General features: G+C 67.7%; 15 protein-coding genes and 1 tRNA gene. 10 read left to right on the top strand and 6 right to left on the bottom strand.

What is annotated here, in order from left to right:
* The first annotated feature begins 154 nt into the window (after nt 1-154).
* The gene (locus tag TFC3_RS31410) at nt 155-2,569 is read left to right on the top strand and encodes a transglycosylase domain-containing protein (RefSeq protein ID WP_067509215.1); all 2,415 of its coding nucleotides are present in this window, start codon (nt 155-157) and stop codon (nt 2,567-2,569) included.
* 54 nt (nt 2,570-2,623) lie between these two features.
* Here the strand turns inward: TFC3_RS31410 and TFC3_RS31415 are convergent, their stop codons facing one another.
* Nucleotides 2,624-3,076 (bottom strand): GatB/YqeY domain-containing protein, encoded by a 453-nt coding sequence (locus tag TFC3_RS31415; protein ID WP_067509217.1) that lies wholly within the window; start codon nt 3,074-3,076, stop codon nt 2,624-2,626.
* A 25-nt stretch (nt 3,077-3,101) separates the two neighbouring features.
* Here TFC3_RS31415 and TFC3_RS31420 point away from each other — a divergent pair, with 25 nt between their 5' ends.
* Both TFC3_RS31420 and TFC3_RS31425 read left to right on the top strand, forming a co-directional pair.
* A complete protein-coding gene (locus TFC3_RS31420; protein ID WP_067509914.1) occupies nt 3,102-3,995 on the top strand; it encodes a metallophosphoesterase in 894 nt (297 codons plus the stop codon).
* A gap of 42 nt (nt 3,996-4,037) precedes the next feature.
* Nucleotides 4,038-4,334, top strand: a complete 297-nt coding sequence (locus TFC3_RS31425) for a hypothetical protein (RefSeq protein ID WP_067509218.1) — start codon at nt 4,038-4,040, stop codon at nt 4,332-4,334.
* Nucleotides 4,335-4,440: 106 nt separating this feature from the next.
* On the opposite strand, the gene TFC3_RS31430 is transcribed toward TFC3_RS31425, so the two are convergent.
* Nucleotides 4,441-4,517, bottom strand: a tRNA-Pro gene (locus TFC3_RS31430).
* A gap of 140 nt (nt 4,518-4,657) precedes the next feature.
* On the opposite strand from TFC3_RS31430, the gene TFC3_RS31435 reads away from it, so the two are divergent.
* The gene (locus TFC3_RS31435; protein WP_067509220.1) at nt 4,658-5,020 is read left to right on the top strand and encodes a MerR family transcriptional regulator; all 363 of its coding nucleotides are present in this window, start codon (nt 4,658-4,660) and stop codon (nt 5,018-5,020) included.
* On the top strand, nt 5,017-5,340 hold the full coding sequence (gene cutA / locus TFC3_RS31440) for a divalent-cation tolerance protein CutA (protein WP_067509222.1): 324 nt from the start codon (nt 5,017-5,019) through the stop codon (nt 5,338-5,340). Before TFC3_RS31435 ends, cutA begins: the two co-directional genes overlap by 4 nt.
* On the opposite strand, the gene pyrE is transcribed toward cutA, so the two are convergent.
* Nucleotides 5,337-5,861, bottom strand: coding sequence for an orotate phosphoribosyltransferase (gene pyrE / locus TFC3_RS31445; RefSeq protein WP_067509224.1), 525 nt, complete (start codon nt 5,859-5,861; stop codon nt 5,337-5,339). The genes cutA and pyrE overlap by 4 nt on opposite strands.
* 56 nt (nt 5,862-5,917) lie before the next feature.
* Here pyrE and TFC3_RS31450 point away from each other — a divergent pair, with 56 nt between their 5' ends.
* From TFC3_RS31450 to TFC3_RS31460, 3 genes are all read left to right on the top strand, one after another.
* Nucleotides 5,918-7,072, top strand: coding sequence for an FIST signal transduction protein (locus TFC3_RS31450; RefSeq protein WP_067509226.1), 1,155 nt, complete (start codon nt 5,918-5,920; stop codon nt 7,070-7,072).
* 3 nt (nt 7,073-7,075) lie between these two features.
* Nucleotides 7,076-9,310: a bifunctional diguanylate cyclase/phosphodiesterase gene (locus TFC3_RS31455; RefSeq protein ID WP_067509228.1), complete on the top strand. Its 2,235-nt coding sequence runs from the start codon at nt 7,076-7,078 to the stop codon at nt 9,308-9,310.
* Between the two features lie 118 nt (nt 9,311-9,428).
* Complete coding sequence (locus tag TFC3_RS31460) at nt 9,429-9,725, top strand: hypothetical protein (protein ID WP_067509230.1); 297 nt, start codon at nt 9,429-9,431, stop codon at nt 9,723-9,725.
* Nucleotides 9,726-9,734: 9 nt separating this feature from the next.
* Here TFC3_RS31460 and TFC3_RS31465 read toward each other — a convergent pair whose 3' ends face one another.
* The 3 genes from TFC3_RS31465 to TFC3_RS31475 all read right to left on the bottom strand — a co-directional run bounded on the left by TFC3_RS31465 (nt 9,735) and on the right by TFC3_RS31475 (nt 13,476).
* Nucleotides 9,735-10,754, bottom strand: a complete 1,020-nt coding sequence (locus TFC3_RS31465; RefSeq protein ID WP_369819712.1) for a glycoside hydrolase family 19 protein — start codon at nt 10,752-10,754, stop codon at nt 9,735-9,737.
* A gap of 386 nt (nt 10,755-11,140) precedes the next feature.
* Complete coding sequence (locus TFC3_RS31470; protein ID WP_067509234.1) at nt 11,141-12,202, bottom strand: aspartate-semialdehyde dehydrogenase; 1,062 nt, start codon at nt 12,200-12,202, stop codon at nt 11,141-11,143.
* An 8-nt stretch (nt 12,203-12,210) separates the two neighbouring features.
* Nucleotides 12,211-13,476 carry an aspartate kinase gene (locus tag TFC3_RS31475; RefSeq protein WP_067509236.1) on the bottom strand — a complete coding sequence of 422 codons (1,266 nt, stop codon included), beginning with the start codon at nt 13,474-13,476 and terminating at the stop codon, nt 12,211-12,213.
* A gap of 151 nt (nt 13,477-13,627) precedes the next feature.
* Here TFC3_RS31475 and TFC3_RS31480 point away from each other — a divergent pair, with 151 nt between their 5' ends.
* Nucleotides 13,628-14,452: a hypothetical protein gene (locus TFC3_RS31480; protein ID WP_067509916.1), complete on the top strand. Its 825-nt coding sequence runs from the start codon at nt 13,628-13,630 to the stop codon at nt 14,450-14,452.
* Nucleotides 14,453-14,658: 206 nt separating this feature from the next.
* Entirely contained in the window at nt 14,659-16,407 is a 1,749-nt protein-coding gene (gene leuA, locus TFC3_RS31485; RefSeq protein ID WP_067509238.1) for a 2-isopropylmalate synthase, read from the top strand.
* Nucleotides 16,408-16,454 lie beyond the last annotated feature (47 nt).

Here is a 16,454-nt window from a genome sequence, read left to right on the forward strand (position 1 = left end):
CCCGGGCTGACCGGATGGCGAAAAGTTCGCCGGAATTCTCAGAAAGCGAGGTGCGCCGCCGATCGGCCGGGCAGAATCATTCTGGGCGAGCCGTGACCTTTCGGACGAGTCGACCCGCGCACTTTTCGCGTACCCTGCTCAGGTGACCTCCTGGATGCGCAGACGCGATCACAACATCTTCGCCAATGCGACCTCGCTACTGATCTGTGGCCTGCTCGCGGGTGTTGTCGTCGCCGCCGCCGCGTTCCCCGCAGTGGCCATGTCCGGCCTGGCGGCGAAGGCGGGCGGCGAAACCTTCGCGGCATTGCCGAGCGAACTCAAAGTGGCAAGTACGCCTCAGGTGAGCCGAATCTTCGCGTCCGATAACAAGACGCAGATTGCCGTGTTCTACGACGAGTTCCGCAGTGAAGTTCCGTTGAAGGACATCTCGCAGAACATGCAGGACGCGATCGTGGCCGCCGAGGATCACGAGTTCTTCAAGCACAACGGCGTTGACCTCAAGGGCGTTGCCCGCGCGATTGTCAGCAACAACAGCGGTAAGTCGCAGCAGGGCGCCTCGACGCTGACGATGCAGTACGTACGAATGTCGCTGGCCTATTCCGGACAGACGGCGCAAGAGGTCGTGGACGCCACGAAAGACACGCCGAAGCGCAAAATTACCGAGATGAAGTACGCGATGCAGGTCGAGAAGGAGCTCACCAAGGGCCAAATTCTCGAGCACTACCTGAATCAAGCGCCATTCGGTAACGGCTCGTACGGCGTCTCCGCGGCCGCCCAGGTCTACTTCAAGAAGAAGCCCAAGGACCTCTCGGTCGCCGAGTCGGCGCTGCTGGCCAGCATGGTGAAGGCGCCCACCGCGTTCAACCCGACCACGGCCAGCGGCTACCCGCAGGCGCTGGACCGGCGCAACTACGTGGTCGACGACATGCTGGAGCTGGGCTACGTCACCCCCGACGAGGCCGCCAAGGCCAAGAAGACCAAGATCAGTCGCACAGTCCAGCACGTCGGCAACGGCTGCGTGTCGGTGAAGACCAACAGCTGGGGCTTCTTCTGCGACTACTTCTACCGCTGGTGGCTGAGCCAGGACGCGTTCGGGGCGACCACGTACGACCGGGAGCGCCGGCTCAAGGGTGGCGGCTACCGCATCGAGACCTCGCTGGACATCAAGGCGCAGAACGCGGCGCGCGAGAACATCCTCGACCACATCAAGGACACCAACAAGAACGCCCTGCTGCTGGCCGGCATCCAGCCCGGCACCGGCAAGGTGCGCGCGCTCGCCGCGAACCGCAAGTTCAAGCTCGACGACCCGGACAAGCCCCAGAACAAGATGTCGTCGGACCCGTCCAAGGCCAAGAAGAAGATCAGGGGTACGTACCCGAACACCACGAACCCGCTGCTCAGCGGGGGCGGGGACATCACCGGTTATCAGGCCGGTTCGGTCTTCAAGATGTTCACCATGGTGGCGGCGCTGGAGAACGGCTACCCGCTGGCCTACTCGATCAACGCGCCGGCCAAGTACATCTCGAAGTACATCATCGCGCCCGGCCCCTCGACGTGTAACGGCAAGTACTACTGCCCGTCGAACGCCTCGGCGAGCGAGGCCGGCATCTTCAACATGTGGACTGGCTTCGGCGCCTCGGTGAACACCTACTTCGTGCCGCTGCAGGAGCGTGTCGGCGCCGAGAAGGTGGTCGACGTGGCCAAGCGCTTCGGGGTGCAGTTCCGGGCCAAGGACGACGCCAACTTCGCCGCCACTGAGCAGGCCGCCCACCAGTGGGGTGCGTTCACGCTGGGCGTCTCGTCGTCCACGCCGCTCGACATGGCCAACGCGTACGCCACGCTGGCCGGCGACGGCATGTACTGCGCGCCCACCCCGGTCGAGCAGATCACCACGATGAGCGGCGACAAGCTCGACGTCGGCAAACCCAACTGCCGCCGGGCCACCTCACCCGACGTGGCCCGGGCGGCGCTGGACGCGGCTCGCTGCCCGGTCGGCGACTCGGCGCAGCTCGGCAACTGCAAGGGCCGCACTGCCCCGCAGGCCCACGGCGAGATCAAGCACCCGATCTACGGTAAGACCGGCACCACCGACCACGACAAGACCGCCGCGCTGATCATCGGCTCGTCGTCGCTGACCGTGGCCGGCTACCTGGTCAACCCGGATTACCAGAACCACTCGGACCGCATGTCGCACGACATCGTCAACCCCGCGGTGTGGGACACGATGGCTGACTACATGGAGGGCAAGCCCAAGGTCCAGTTCAAGACGCCGGGTTCGAAGAAGATCTCCGAGGGCGACCAGCGCTACATCCCCGACGTCACCTGCGCGAGCATCGAGAGCGCCAGGGCCCGCATCGAGGGCGCCGGCTTCACCGCCACGGTCGGTCAGGATGTGGAGTCGGACTGCCCCAAGGGCACCGCGGCCGGCACCAACCCCGGCAACCGGACCATCAAGGGCGGTTTCGTCAGCATCGAGGTCAGCAAGGGCAAGGAAGAGGAAAAGAAGGACAACAAGCCCGGGGACAAACCGAGCGACAAGCCGGGCCCAAAGCCCCCGGGCGGGCGCTGAGTTTCCTGCGGTGAGCGGGCGGGTCACCCCGGTGGTGACCCGCCCGTCGTCGGTTCAGGCGAGCTGACGCCGTACCTCTGCCGCCACGCGACCACCCTCGGCCCGGCCTGCCACCGCGGCCTGGGCCGCCTTCATGGCCGGGCCCATCTGCGCCTTGCCGGAGAAGCCCCCCGCCTTGAGCGCCTCGGACACGATGCCCGCGATCTCCTCGTCGGTGAGCTGGGCCGGCAGGTAGCGGTCCAGGATTTCGCCCTCGGCGCTCTCCTTCGCCGCCTGGTCGGCGCGCCCAGCCCCCTGGAACGCGGTCGCTGCCTCCCGGCGCTTCTTCGCCTCCTTGGTCAGCACGGCCAGCACCTCGTCGTCCGAGAGGTCGCGGGCGGCATCCCCGGAGGTCTCAGCGGTACGCACGGCGGACAGCGCCATCCGCAGCGTGGAGGTGGTCAGCTCGTCCCGGCCCTTCATGGCCGAGCGCAGGTCATCGGTCAGGCGGTCTTTCAACGTTCCCATGGACGCCCAAACTACTCTGGCCGTCATGCGCAAGCGCTCCCTTATTTCCGCAGCCGCCACCCTGACCGTCGCCGGCGCAGGCACCTTCGCCTACGCGTCGCTGATTGAGCGCAACCTGTTCACCCTGCGCCGCGTCGACGTCCCCATGCTCGAACCCGATGCCGAGCCGTTGCGCATCCTGCACATCTCGGACCTGCACATGATGCCCGGCCAGCACCGCAAGCAGGCCTGGGTGTCCGCGCTGGTAGGCACCGACCCCGACCTCGTCGTGGTAACCGGCGACAACCTGTCCTCCCCGGAAGCGGTCCCCGGCGTCCTGCGCGCCCTCGACCCGCTGCTCGACATCCCCGGCGCGTTCGTCTTCGGCTCGAACGACTACCGGGGCCCGGTCTGGAAGAACCCCCTGCGCTACGTCTTCCCCACCGGCGAGTACGTCCAAGGCGTGGAACTGCCCACCGAGGACCTGCGCGCCGGCCTGACCGCCTCCGGCTGGGCCGACCTGAACAACGCTCGCACCACGCTCAAGGCCGGCGGCCGCTCCATCGAGTTGGTAGGCGTCGACGACCCCCACGTGGAACGCGACGACTACCCAGCCGTGGCCGGCCCGGCCAGCCCCGACACCGACCTGCACATCGGCGTCACCCACACCCCGGCCTCCCGGGTCCTCGACGCCATGGCCGCCGACGGCTTCGCCCTCCTGCTGGCCGGCCACACCCACGGCGGCCAGGTCTGCGTTCCGCTGTACGGCGCCCTGGCCACCAACTGCGACCTCCCCCGCTCGATGGCCAAGGGACTGCACCGGTGGCCGGCGTCGCGCTCGTGGCTGCACGTGTCGGCGGGGCTGGGGACGCACCCGACGGCGCCCTACCGGTTTGCCTGCCGGCCGGAAGCCTCGATTTTGACGCTGATTCCTCGCTGAGCGGGGATGCTCCGACCCCCTCCTGCTGACACCCTGTCGAACATGCGCGGCGGCCTCATCATCCTGGGTCTCGATGAGCGGGAGGGGTTCGCCGCAACCGGGTTGCCGGATGCGGCGAAAACAGCTTCGGATCACGCATCCCTTTGCTTGAACGAGATGGAGCCGCCGCTTCGGCCCCACATCCGCTTCCTGCGTTCGAAGGTGTTCAGGTTCTCGTTGCTCTCCAGCTACGAAGTGCAAATGCTGCTCGCTTCGCGTGGGCAATCGCTCGATGACATCGATCCCGTCAACGGAGTTGCGTTCGAGGCACTTAACTTCCGCTTGGTGACTCAGCAGTGAGGTCGGGCTGGCGTCTCGCTGGGCGCAGCGCTGCAGGCGGGGAGGTGCGGACCCGTCCTGGAAAGCACCAGGGGCCGCTCTCCCGAAGGAGAACAGCCCCTGCATCTGGTCGGGGTGGCCGGATTTGAACCGACGGCCTCTTCGTCCCGAACGAAGCGCGCTACCAAGCTGCGCCACACCCCGATGCGTGCTGAGTAATAGTATCCGACGCTGCCCCGGACGCGAAATCGGTATACCCCTGGCCCGAAATCGCAGCTCAGAGCGGTGAGCTAGGCTAATCCCTGACGCTGACGTCAGCGGTAATTCCAACCATAGGGGAGCTTGTGCGGATCGGTGAGCTGGCGACCAAGGCGGGTGTGAGCGTCCGGGCCCTGCGCTACTACGAGGAGCAGGAGCTGCTGTATTCCGAGCGCAGCACGAGCGGGCAGCGCCACTACAACGACAGCGCGGTGGATCGGGTCCAGCTCATCCAGATGCTGTACGGCGCCGGGCTGTCCAGCAAGACGGTCGCCGAGCTGCTGCCCTGCGTCGACGCCAAGGTCAACACCCCGGAGTCCAAGGCCCGGCTCGCCGCCGAGCGGGACCGCATCGATCAGCAGATCGTCGACCTGGTGAAGACCCGGGACCGGCTGGATGCGGTCATCGAGCTGACCTTGAGCCCGACCAATGGGTGCGCCATCTCATGACCGATGACGTTTGCGAGGTCGTCATCACAGCGGCCGACGCCGAGTGGCTGGCTGGTTTTACCCGCCGGCTTGTCGAGGATCGGCTGGCGGCGTGCGGGCACACCGGGCAGCAGATCCGCTCGATCTACCGGTGGAACGGCAAGATCGAAGACGATGCCGAGGCCAGAGTCGCGTTGCATACGCGGGCTGCGCTCGTACCGGAGATTGTGGCTCGGGCGGACGCAGAGCACGCTTATGACGTGCCCTGCGTGATCGCCTTGCCAGTCCTGGCCGGGAATCCGGCCTATCTGGAGTGGGTCAGAACCGAAACCGGAGCTTAGGCGGCGGCCTCGAGGTCAGCCCGGCTCAGCAGCGCCCGCAGCGTAATGCCATCCGCGGCCAGCGCCTCCGATCCGCCCTCCTGCCGGTCGATCACGCACAGCGCGTGGTCGACGTGCGCCCCGAGCTTGCGCAGCTCGTTCGTGGAGATGACCACCTGACCGCCCGAGGTGACCACGTCTTCCACGACCAGCACCCGGCGCCCGGCCACCTCGGCGCCTTCGCACAGGCGGGCGGTGCCGTACTGCTTGGCCTGCTTGCGGACGAATGCGGTGGGCAGCTTGGCGTGCCGGGCCACGGCTGTCACCACGGCGATGCCGCCCATTTCGAGGCCGGCCAGCACCTCGGTGCCCTCGGGGATGAGCACGGCCATCTGCTCGGCGAGGCGGTCGAGCAGCACCGGGTCCGCCTCGAACTGGTACTTGTCGAAGTATTCGGTGGCGGTCCGGCCGGAGCGCAGGGTGAATTCACCGGTCAGCCGGGCTACATCGCGAACCTGGCGAGCGAGGTCAGAGTCAGTCACGAGGTAACAGGATAGGTGGCTCTCAGCGATCCCCGGAAACCGCCGATGGGAAGATCATGCAGGGTCCTCAGGGGCGGTGGTTCGGGGCCGGCCACAGCACCGCGCCGGATGCGGCGAAGGCCGGGGCGGAGGCTGCCACGGCCGCGTGCTCTGGTCGTACCCCGAAAGCGGTGTTCGTCTTTGCTTCTCCGGCTTATGACTTGCCGGCGTTGATCGAGGCGGTGCGCGCGGAAGTTGGACTCGGAGCGGCAGTGGTCGGCGGAAGTTCGCTCGGGGAACTCTCCTCGGAGGGCGTGACCAAGGGCGGCGTCGCGATCACCGCGCTGGGCGGGGACGGGTTCGAGATCAGCACGCGCGTTGCCTATGTGGGCGGCAATGGCCACCGCGAAGCCGGGGCTGAGGTGGCTCGCGCGATGGCCGGCATCGACAAGCCGCACACCGCGCTGATGCTGATCTGCGAGGGCATGTCCGGAAATCCCCACGAAATCGTCCGCGGTGCCTATTCGGTGCTGGGCGCAGCGGTTCCGCTGGTCGGCGGCCTGACGGGCAACGGCACCGGGCCGCGTTCCTACCAGTTCTCCGAGGACCGGGTAGTTTCGGGCGCAGTCGTCGGGGTCGCTATCGGCTCGGACGCGGCGATCAGCGTGGGCATCTCGCACGGCTGGCACCGCACCGAGCCGGCCATGGTCATCACCCGCAGCCAGGGAAACCGCATTCTCGAACTCGACGGCGAACCGGCGCTGGACGTGCTGCTTCGCCGCCGCGGCGCGACGACATCCGACGAGCTGTTCTCCCACGACGTCCGGCTGCAGGCCCTCGGTCTGTCCCGGCGCAGCGGCGCGGACATCCGGATCCTGACCAGCGCGGACGATGTCCAGCGTTCGGTGTCCGGGCTGGCCGCCATGCCGCAGGGCGCGATCTGCTGGTTGATGGACGGTCAGTACCAGGACATTCTCGGCGGGGCCGCTGACTCGTGCGCGCAGGCGATTGCCGGGCTCGGAGGCGCCCAGCCGCTCGGGGTGTTCACCTTCGACGGCGGTGGCCGGCACGGCATTCTGGGTGACGCGGGTGTGCACGAGGAACTCGCGACGATCAAGACCGCACTGCCCGGAGTGCCGTTCGGAGGGTTCTACTCTCTGGGAGAGATCGCCCGGGTACGAGGATCGCTCGGCACCCACGCCCTGACCCTGGTCACCGTGGCATTGGCCTGACCCATGTTCGCCTGGTCAACTCATCAGCTCACGGAGTACTTCACCGCCGTCAACGCGTCGGTGGACGAGGTGGTGGCCATCGCGGTTGCCGTTGAGCGGGCCACCGAGATGCTCGAAGCCGAAGCCGGCGCGGTGGTGTTCGGCGATGTCGTGCAGGGTGCGTGGGGGTTCGGTGCGGACGTACCGGTGAAAGGGCTTCTGGCGGTGGCCCAGGTCCCCGGCACTTTGACGGTTCCCGGCGTGGGCGATCTGTACGCCGTGCCCAGCGGGTTGGGTGCTGCCCTCGAAGGCGCGCTGGTGGTGGCCCGCCTGGAGATGCCGTTCGAACCCGAGGAACGGCAGATGCTGCAGGGCATGGCTCAGGTGCTCGGTGTCGCCCTGCGCAGCATCCGGGTGCTGCGTGACGAGCGGACGCTGCGCGCCGACCGGGAACGCGAAGCTACCGAGCGGCTGATCCTGCTGGAGCAGGCGCAGAACCGGCAGCGGCTGGTCGAGACGCTGCTGACGATCCAGCGGGCGATCTCCAACCGCAAGCCGCTGCCCGAGATCCTCGATGCCGTGACCAGCGGTACGGCCGCCCTGCTCGAGGGCGCACCGGTAGCCCTGATCCTGGCCGAGGGGGGCAACGGTCGCCGGTTGAGCGTGGCCTCCACCTCCGGCGCCGACGGCTACTCGCTTGCCGACCCGGACAGCTCGCACACCGAGGCCCGCGAGGCAATGGCCACGGCCAAGGTGATCATCCGGCCGGTCAACCCGCACGACCCGTCGCGGGGCATGGTCATCGCCATCCCGGTGCGGGTCACCGGGGAGCTGGCCGGCAGCCTGGTCGCCCAGTTGCCGGACGCCGCCGACCAGCGCGAACAGCTCGCCGCGTTCGCCCAGCAGGTGAGCCTGGCGCTGACCGATGCCCGTACCGTGGAGGCCGTCCGCGAGACGCACCATGATCCCGTGACCGGCCTGCCCAACCGCAGCCTGTTCCTGAAGATCTTCAACCGGGTGCTGGCGTCGCGGCAGGCGGCGACCGAGCCGACCAGCGTGCTCTTCATCGACCTGGACCGGTTCAAGGCGGTGAACGACAGCCTCGGCCACGAGGCCGGTGACCAGCTGCTCGGCGCGGTGGCCGGGCGGATCCGGGCGTGCGTGCGGGCCAGCGACACCACTGCCCGGCTCGGCGGCGACGAGTTCGCGGTGCTGCTGCACAACTCCCCGGTCGAGGCCGCGGCCTCGGTCGGCGAGCGGGTCATCGCCGCGATCCGGGAGCCGTTCCGGGTGCAGGAGCGCGACATCTTCATCGGCGCGAGCGTCGGGGTGGCGATCACCAGGGCCGCGACGGCCAACTCCGACACCCTGCTGAGCAACGCGGACCTGGCGATGTACCGGGCGAAGAAGGAAGGTCCGGGCAAGGTCGTCGTCTACGAGCCGCACATGCACACCGAGGCGCTCAACTATTTGAGCCTGCGCACGGACCTGCAGCGCGCCTTGCAGGAGGGCGAGTTCCGGCTGCAGTATCAGCCGCTCGTGCGCCTGGACACCGGGGAGATCGCCGGCGTCGAGGCGCTGGTCCGCTGGCACAGCCCGGCGCGCGGGCTGGTGTCGCCGGTGGACTTCATCCCGATCGCGGAGGAGTCCGGGCTGATCATCGAGCTGGGCCAGTGGGTCCTGGAGACCAGCGCGGCCCAGGTAGCGGCCTGGCGGCGGGTGTCGCCGGATCTCACGCTCAACGTCAACGTGTCGGGCATCCAGCTCGTGCACCCGCGCTTCGCGGCGAACGTGACCCGGGCGCTCGCGGTGGCCGGGCTGCCGTCGAGCGCGGTGACGCTGGAGCTGACCGAGTCGGTGCTGATGAGCGACCCCGGCGCGGCGGTGGCGTCGCTGGCCAGCCTGCGCGAGCTCGGTGTGCATCTGTCCATCGATGACTTCGGCACCGGCTATTCCTCGCTGGCCTACCTGCGCGAACTGCCGGTGGACGAGTTGAAGATCGACAGGGCGTTCATCGCACGGGCGGAACTGACCGGCGAAGATCTGGCTCTGGTACGAACAATTGTCGAACTGGGCCACATTCTCGGCCTGCGCGTGGTCGCCGAGGGCATCGAGAACGCGGCGCAACTCGAAGCGCTGCGCCGGTTGGGCTGCTCCTATGGCCAAGGCTTTCACCTGTGCCGGCCGATGAACTCCGCCGATCTGCCGCAGGCCCTGCTCCGGGGATCGCTTACCGCCCCGAATTCCATTCACCCGTAAGCGTTGTTGCTGCGGACTTCTCTTGGGTTTTGTCTGGTTTCGGCTAGTTTGCGAATGAGGGTTGTTCAGGACCCACTTCCGTTGAGCACCTCGGTTGAATTCCGTTGAGAGGCCTGTCGTGACACCCTTCGCGCTGCTTTTCTTGATCGCCCTCGCCGGCTCCACTTGTTTCGCCCTCGGCCGCGCCCTCGGCCGCGGGGAACGGTACGAGAAGGGTTACCGCGAGGGATTCCGCGACGGGGAAACCGGCTCGCTGGCCCGTGCCGCCCGGCTTATTCAGCTCAGCGACCGCCGCTCGGTAGCGCCGGCTCTGGAATCCATGCTGGTCCCCGGTCCGGTGCCGCACCAGCTACCCCAACGCGGCGCAGCGCCAGCTGTGGTGGGCGTTCCGGCCCGGCCACAGCTGGCGATCTGACGCAGTTTTCTAGCAGGAAAGGTTCGAGCCCGCGGGGACGCCGAGAATCGCGGTGAACCGGTTGTACGAATCAACCCGGCTCGCCACCTGAGCGGGATTTCCGCCGTTGCACTCGATCGAGCCGTTGATGCTGCGAATCGTCTCGCCGAAACCACGGCTGTTCACCATGGCCTCATGCGGGGTCATCGAGCCCGGGCCGCGCTGGGTCATCCAGTACCAGACGGCGGTCTGGTAAGCCACCGACGTCTCGTTCTTGACCCGGTCGGGGTTGTTCAGCAGGTCGATGCCGAGCGCGTCGCCGGCCGCCTTGTAATTGAAGTTCCAGCTCAACTGAATGGGTCCGCGACCGTGGTACGCCGACTGCCCGGCCGGGCAACCATAAGGCTGGCCGGTGTCGCAGTAGTGCGGCCAGTTAGCGGTGTTGGTCTCCTCGGTGTAGACCAGCCCGCCGGATTCGTGGTTGATGTTCGCCAGGAACGCGGCGGCTTCCTGCTTTTTCACCGTGTCGCTGCCGGTGGTGGTGAACGCCGGGTACTTCTTGATGGCGTCGATCAGGCCGGAGTACGAGTAGAACGGGATCCGGTTCGGGAACATCTGGTTGAACTGCGCCTCGGACACCGGGAAGCTGCCGGTGTTGCCGGGCGGCGGCGTGGTGGGATTGGTGCCGCCGCAGGCAAACTGCTCCCAGAACCAGGTGCTGATGATCGGGTCGTAGCCGGGGTTCGCGTTCTTCGCCCGGTAGTAGTTGCCGTTCGTGTACTTGACGATCGCGCCGGCGTCGTACCAGGTGCCGGCGGCCCAGTTCGGATAGTTGCAGTTGCCCGCGGGCGGCGGGTTGGTCGGGGTGCCGCCGCCGCAGCTACCGTCGTCGTTCCACACGCCCGAGCCACCCGTGCTGGGGGTCTCACCCTGGGTCCACCACTTGGCGGTCCAGTTGTGCGAGTTGTAGGAGGCGCGCTGGCCTCCCGTGTAGACGGCCGAGCTGCTGTAGCCGGCGACGCAGGCCTCCGCAGCCTGGGATGCCGTCATGGGGACGAGCGCTGCAGCGAAGCCGGCGACAACAACGCCAGCCGAGGCCGCAAGCGCCAAGAGCCGCTTTTGGGACATGGTTCACCGTTTCCGCGTTGGGGGACGGAAGGAATACATCGACTCAACTAGATGCAGATGGTCGTCGTCAACATCTCTTAAGAAACTTCCAAAATAAATCAGCGGTACGTCCGCAGCGCGCTTTGATCTCCACCGAGGAACTCTTTCGCCGATCGCACGAACTCGGAAATAAACGGTTCGGGTCAGCGGCCCGGGTGACCGCGAACCGGGTTCACCATGACCACCGGCCGGCGGGTCCTCGACCGCACCCTCGCGCTGGCTCCGGGCGGTCTCCGAGAACCTCACCCAGATCGAGTTCCCGCCGGAGTTCAGCCCTTGGTGATCTCGGCGGCCAGCAGCTCCGCGATCTGCACGGTGTTGAGCGCCGCGCCCTTGCGCATGTTGTCCGCCGTGATGAACACGTCCAGCGCCCGGGGGTCGTCCATCGCGCGCCGGATGCGCCCGACCCACGCCGGATCCGTGCCCACCGCGTCGATCGGCATCGGGAACTCTCCCGCCTCCGGGTCGTCGACCAGGATCACCCCGGGGGCGTTGCGCAGCGTCTGGCGGGCCTCGTCGGCGGTCACCTCGGAGGCGAACACCGCGTGCACCGCCACCGAATGCCCGGTCACCACCGGGACCCGTACGCAGGTGGCCGAGACCTTGAGGTCGGGCAGCTCAAGGATCTTGCGGGACTCGTTGCGCAGCTTGAGTTCGTCGGAGGACCAGCCGAGCGGGCCGAAGTCGCCGGACCAGGGGACCACGTTGAGCGCGAGCGGGGCCGGGAACGGGCCGAGGTCATCGCCGACCGCCTGGCGTACGTTGCCCGGGCGCGAGCCCAGGGTGCGGTCGCCGGCCACCTTGCTGAGCTGATCGTGCAGCACGTCGACGCCGACCTGGCCGGCGCCCGAGACCGCCTGGTAGGAGGCGATGACGAGTTCGCGCAGGCCGTACTCGTGGTGCAGCGGGGCGATCGCCATGATCATCGCCATGGTGGTGCAGTTGGCGTTGGAGACGATCCGGCGGGGGCGGTGGCGCAGCGCGCGGCGGTTGACCTCGGGCACCACGAGCGGGACGTCCGGGTCCATCCGCCAGGCCGCCGAGTTGTCGACCACCGTGACGCCGCGGGCCGCGGCCACCGGCGCCCAGTCGGCCGCCACCTCGTCGGGGACGTCGAACATCGCCACGTCCACGCCGTCGAAAACCTCGGGCGTCAGCTCGTGCACGACCAGTTGCTCGCCGCGGCAGGACAGTTCCTTGCCGGCCGAGTGGGCCGAGGCGACCAGGCGGATCTCGCCCCACACGTTGCGGCGCGAGGTCAGCAGCTCACGCATCACCGTGCCGACGGAACCGGTGGCTCCGACGACGGCGAGCGTGGGCTGCACCCCCATGGCCGGGATTACCGGCCGGTCCCCGCGTATACCACTGCGGTTTCGGTGCCACCCAGCTCGAACGTGTCGTGCACAGCGCGCACCGCGGTGTCGAGGTCGCTGTCGCGGCAGACCACCGAGACCCGGATCTCCGAGGTGGAGATCATCTCGATGTTGACGCCGGCCTCGCCGATGCAGGCGAAGAACGAGGCGGCCACGCCCGGGTGCGAGCGCATGCCCGCGCCGATCAGCGACACCTTGCCCACGTGGTCGTCGAAGAGCAGGTTCTTGAACTTGATCTGCTCTTTGATCTTGTCCAGGGCCGCCATCGCGGTCGGGCCGTCGGACTTGGGCAGCGTGAACGAGATGTCGGTGCGCCCGGTGCCCTCGGTCGACACGTTCTGCACGATCATGTCGATGTTGATCTCGGCCTGGGCCACCGTGTCGAAGATGCGACCGGCCGAACCGGGCTCGTCGGGCACCCCGACGATGGTGATCTTGGCTTCGCTCCGGTCGTGGGCGACCCCGGTGATCAGCGCTTGTTCCACGTTGGGGTCCTCCATCGATCCCTTGACGACAGTGCCGGGCTTGTTCGAGTACGACGAGCGTACGTGGATCGGCACCTTGAAGCGGCGCGCGTATTCCACGCAGCGCAGCATCAGCACCTTGGCGCCGCCCGCGGCCAGTTCGAGCATCTCCTCGTAGGTGATCTCTTTGATGTGCCGGGCGTTGGGCACGATCCGAGGATCGGCGGTGAACACGCCGTCGACGTCGGTGTAGATCTCACAGACGTCGGCGTGCAGCGCGGCGGCGAGGGCCACCGCGGTGGTGTCCGAGCCGCCCCGGCCCAGCGTGGTGATGTCCTTGGTGTCCTGCGAGACGCCCTGGAAACCGGCGACGATCGCAATCGCGCCCTCATCCAGCGCGGTGCGCAACCGGCCCGGCGTGACATCGATGATCCGCGCCTTGCCGTGCACCGAGGTGGTCAGCACGCCGGCCTGCGAGCCGGTGTAGGAACGCGCCTCATAACCGAGGTTGTGAATCGCCATTGCGAGCAGCGCCATCGAGATGCGCTCGCCCGCGGTCAGCAGCATGTCGAGCTCACGGCCGGGCGGCAGCGGGCTGACCTGGTTGGCGAGGTCGAGCAGGTTGTCGGTGGTGTCGCCCATCGCGGACACCACGACGACCACGTCGTCCCCGGCCTTGCGGGCGTCCACGATCCGCTCCGCCACGCGCTTGATGCGCTCGGCGTCGGCCACGGACGAACCGCCGTACTTCTGCACCACCAGGGCCACGGCAGCCGGCTCCTTCCCCTGAGTCAATCGCTGACCAGACTAGCGGCGCCCCCCGCCCAGTCCCTCAACCGATCCCAGAATCCGGCCTGTGTACCGCGACACGATGTAAATGTCCGCCCCCGGCGTGGTGCCGGGAGGCGAGAATGTCTCGATGCGCTCCCGTCCCGTCTCGCGTGCTTTGTCCGCGCTGGCCGCTTCGCTGCTGACCGCCGCACTCGCGGGCTGCGGCGGCTCGGAGCCCGCGGCCCAGCCGCCCGCTTCCGGCTCGCCGAGCGCTTCGGCGGACGCCGGGGACGAGAACGCCCGTGCGGAACTGGCCGCCCGGGCCGCGCTTGCCGTGGACTACCGTTTCGCAGCGCTTTACACCCTGGACGTGGTAGGTGAGGCGCAGCGCTCGGTCATGGCGACGGTGGCGAACGACGGAAGCTGGCGGGTCGACATCCCGGGCGGCGCGCTCGGCGGGACGGCCGACGTCGCCATCGCCCAGACCGAGGCGGGTCTGTTCCAGTGCGCCATCCCGTCGGCCACCAATCCCCTGATCACACCCGCTTGTGTCAGGGTCGCGGACAAGGGCGAGCGGGTCCCGAAGAAGTACGACCCGAAGATCCAGCGCCTCTTCCGGCAATGGCTGCCCGTGTTCACCGATCGGCAGTCCGCGCTGTCGGTCAATGCCGCCCAGCCGCTGCCCGGGTCGACGGGTGACTGCTACTCGGTGGACTCCAACACCGCTTCGCTCTCCGCTGCCGTCGACATCGGCATCTACTGCTACAGCCCCGAAGGTCTTCTCACCGCAGCAAGGGTCAACTTCGGCACAATAACCATCGCCGGTACGCCCGCAGCCCCGCCTTCCACCATCGAACTCCCCGGCCCGGTGAGCGGCGGTGACCCCCTCGGGCTGGCTTCTCCGCCACCACCGCCCGTACAGCCGTCCCTCATTCCATCAATGAATGCACCCCTGCCTTCCCCTTCCGCGTGATGCCGCTCGCGATTTCTTGGCTTCTCACGATCCGGGCGTAGGGTTAGCGGCGGCCCATCGGTTCACGTAGGGTGGCGTCGACATGCTGAACGCGCTCCTTCTCCTTCGCTGCCGCGACGAGGCCCTATCACAGGCCGGCACCTCGTCGCGGAGTTGATGCGCGCCGGTCGTTCCTCGTGAACTGACCAACCCCATCAGGAGCTCGCATGTCCAGCGACGTAACCACCGAATCTGACAATCCCATCGCGCGTCAGCGCCCCAGCGGGATGCCCTTCCAGCGCTACAGCGCCTACCAGCAGCAATTCGCCGTCGACCTGCCCGACCGGCAATGGCCGGCCCAGCGCATCGAGAACGCTCCCCGCTGGTGCGCGGTCGACCTGCGCGACGGCAACCAGGCCCTGATCGACCCGATGTCCCCCGAGCGCAAGCGGCGCATGTTCAGCCTGCTGGTCGCGATGGGTTACAAGGAGATCGAGGTCGGCTTCCCGGCGGCCAGCCAGACCGACTACGACTTCGTCCGCCAGCTCATCGAGCAGGACCTGATCCCGGACGACGTGACGATCCAGGTGCTGGTCCAGTGCCGCGAGCACCTGATCGACCGCACCTTCGAGTCGCTGCGCGGCGCCAAGCGCGCGATCGTGCACTTCTACAACTCCACGTCGACGCTGCAGCGCAAGGTCGTGTTCGGCCTCGACAAGGACGGCATCACCGACATCGCCACCACCGGCGCCCGGCTCTGCCAGAAGTACGCCGAGATCCACACCCCGGACACCCAGATCTTCTACGAGTACTCGCCGGAGTCCTACACGGGCACCGAGCTCGACTACGCGCTGGAGATCTGCTCGGCCGTCATCGACGTGATCGACCCGACCCCGGACCGCCCGCTGATCATCAACCTGCCGGCGACCGTCGAGATGGCCACCCCCAACGTGTACGCCGACAGCATCGAATGGATGCACCGGCACCTGCCCCGCCGTGACAGCGTGGTGCTCAGCCTGCACCCGCACAACGACCGCGGCACCGCCGTGGCCGCCGCCGAGCTGGGCGTGCTGGCCGGCGCCGACCGGGTGGAAGGGTGCCTGTTCGGCAACGGCGAGCGCACCGGCAACGTCGACCTGGTCACGCTCGGTCTGAACTTGTTCTCCCAGGGCGTCGACCCGATGATCGACTTCTCCCAGATCGACGAGATCAAGCGTGCCGTCGAATACTGCAACCAACTGCCCGTACACGAGCGCCACCCGTATGTGGGCGATCTGGTCTACACCGCGTTCTCCGGCTCGCACCAGGACGCGATCAAGAAGGGCCTGACCGCGCTGCAGCAGGAGGCCACGGACGCCGGCACCGACGTCGACAGCTTCGCCTGGGGCGTGCCCTACCTGCCGATCGACCCGAAGGACGTGGGTCGCACCTACGAGGCGGTCATCCGGGTCAACTCGCAGTCCGGCAAGGGCGGGGTGGCGTACATCATGAAGGAAGAGCACAAGCTCGACCTCCCCCGCCGCTTGCAGATCGAGTTCTCCGGCGTGGTGCAGCACGTAACCGACGCCGAGGGCGGGGAGGTCGGCCCGCAGCAGATGTGGGACATCTTCGCCAGCGAGTACCTGGTCGACCACCAGCAGTTCGGCATCATCACGCTGGAGCGCTACAGCACCGCCACGGTGGACGGCAAGGTCGAGATCGACGTCGAGGTACGCCACCGCGGCGCCCGCCGTCCGATCGTGGGCGTGGGCAACGGCCCGATCGACGCGTACGTGCAGGCCCTCGAGCCGCTCGGCGTTCAGGTCCGGGTGCTCGACTACGCCGAGCACGCGCTGACCTCCGGTGAGGACGCTCAGGCGGCGGCGTACGTGGAATGCGAGATCAACGGCCGCACGCTGTGGGGTGTGGGATTTGACGCCAACATCGTCACCGCCTCAGTCCAGGCCTTGACCAGCGCCGTCAACCGCGCGCGCTGAGTTTCTGCTGCTCAACAACTGCTTCGCAGTGCTTCCCGCGCGCCGAC

The organism is Actinoplanes sp. TFC3 (genome assembly GCF_001553785.1).
Lineage (GTDB): Bacteria > Actinomycetota > Actinomycetes > Mycobacteriales > Micromonosporaceae > Actinoplanes.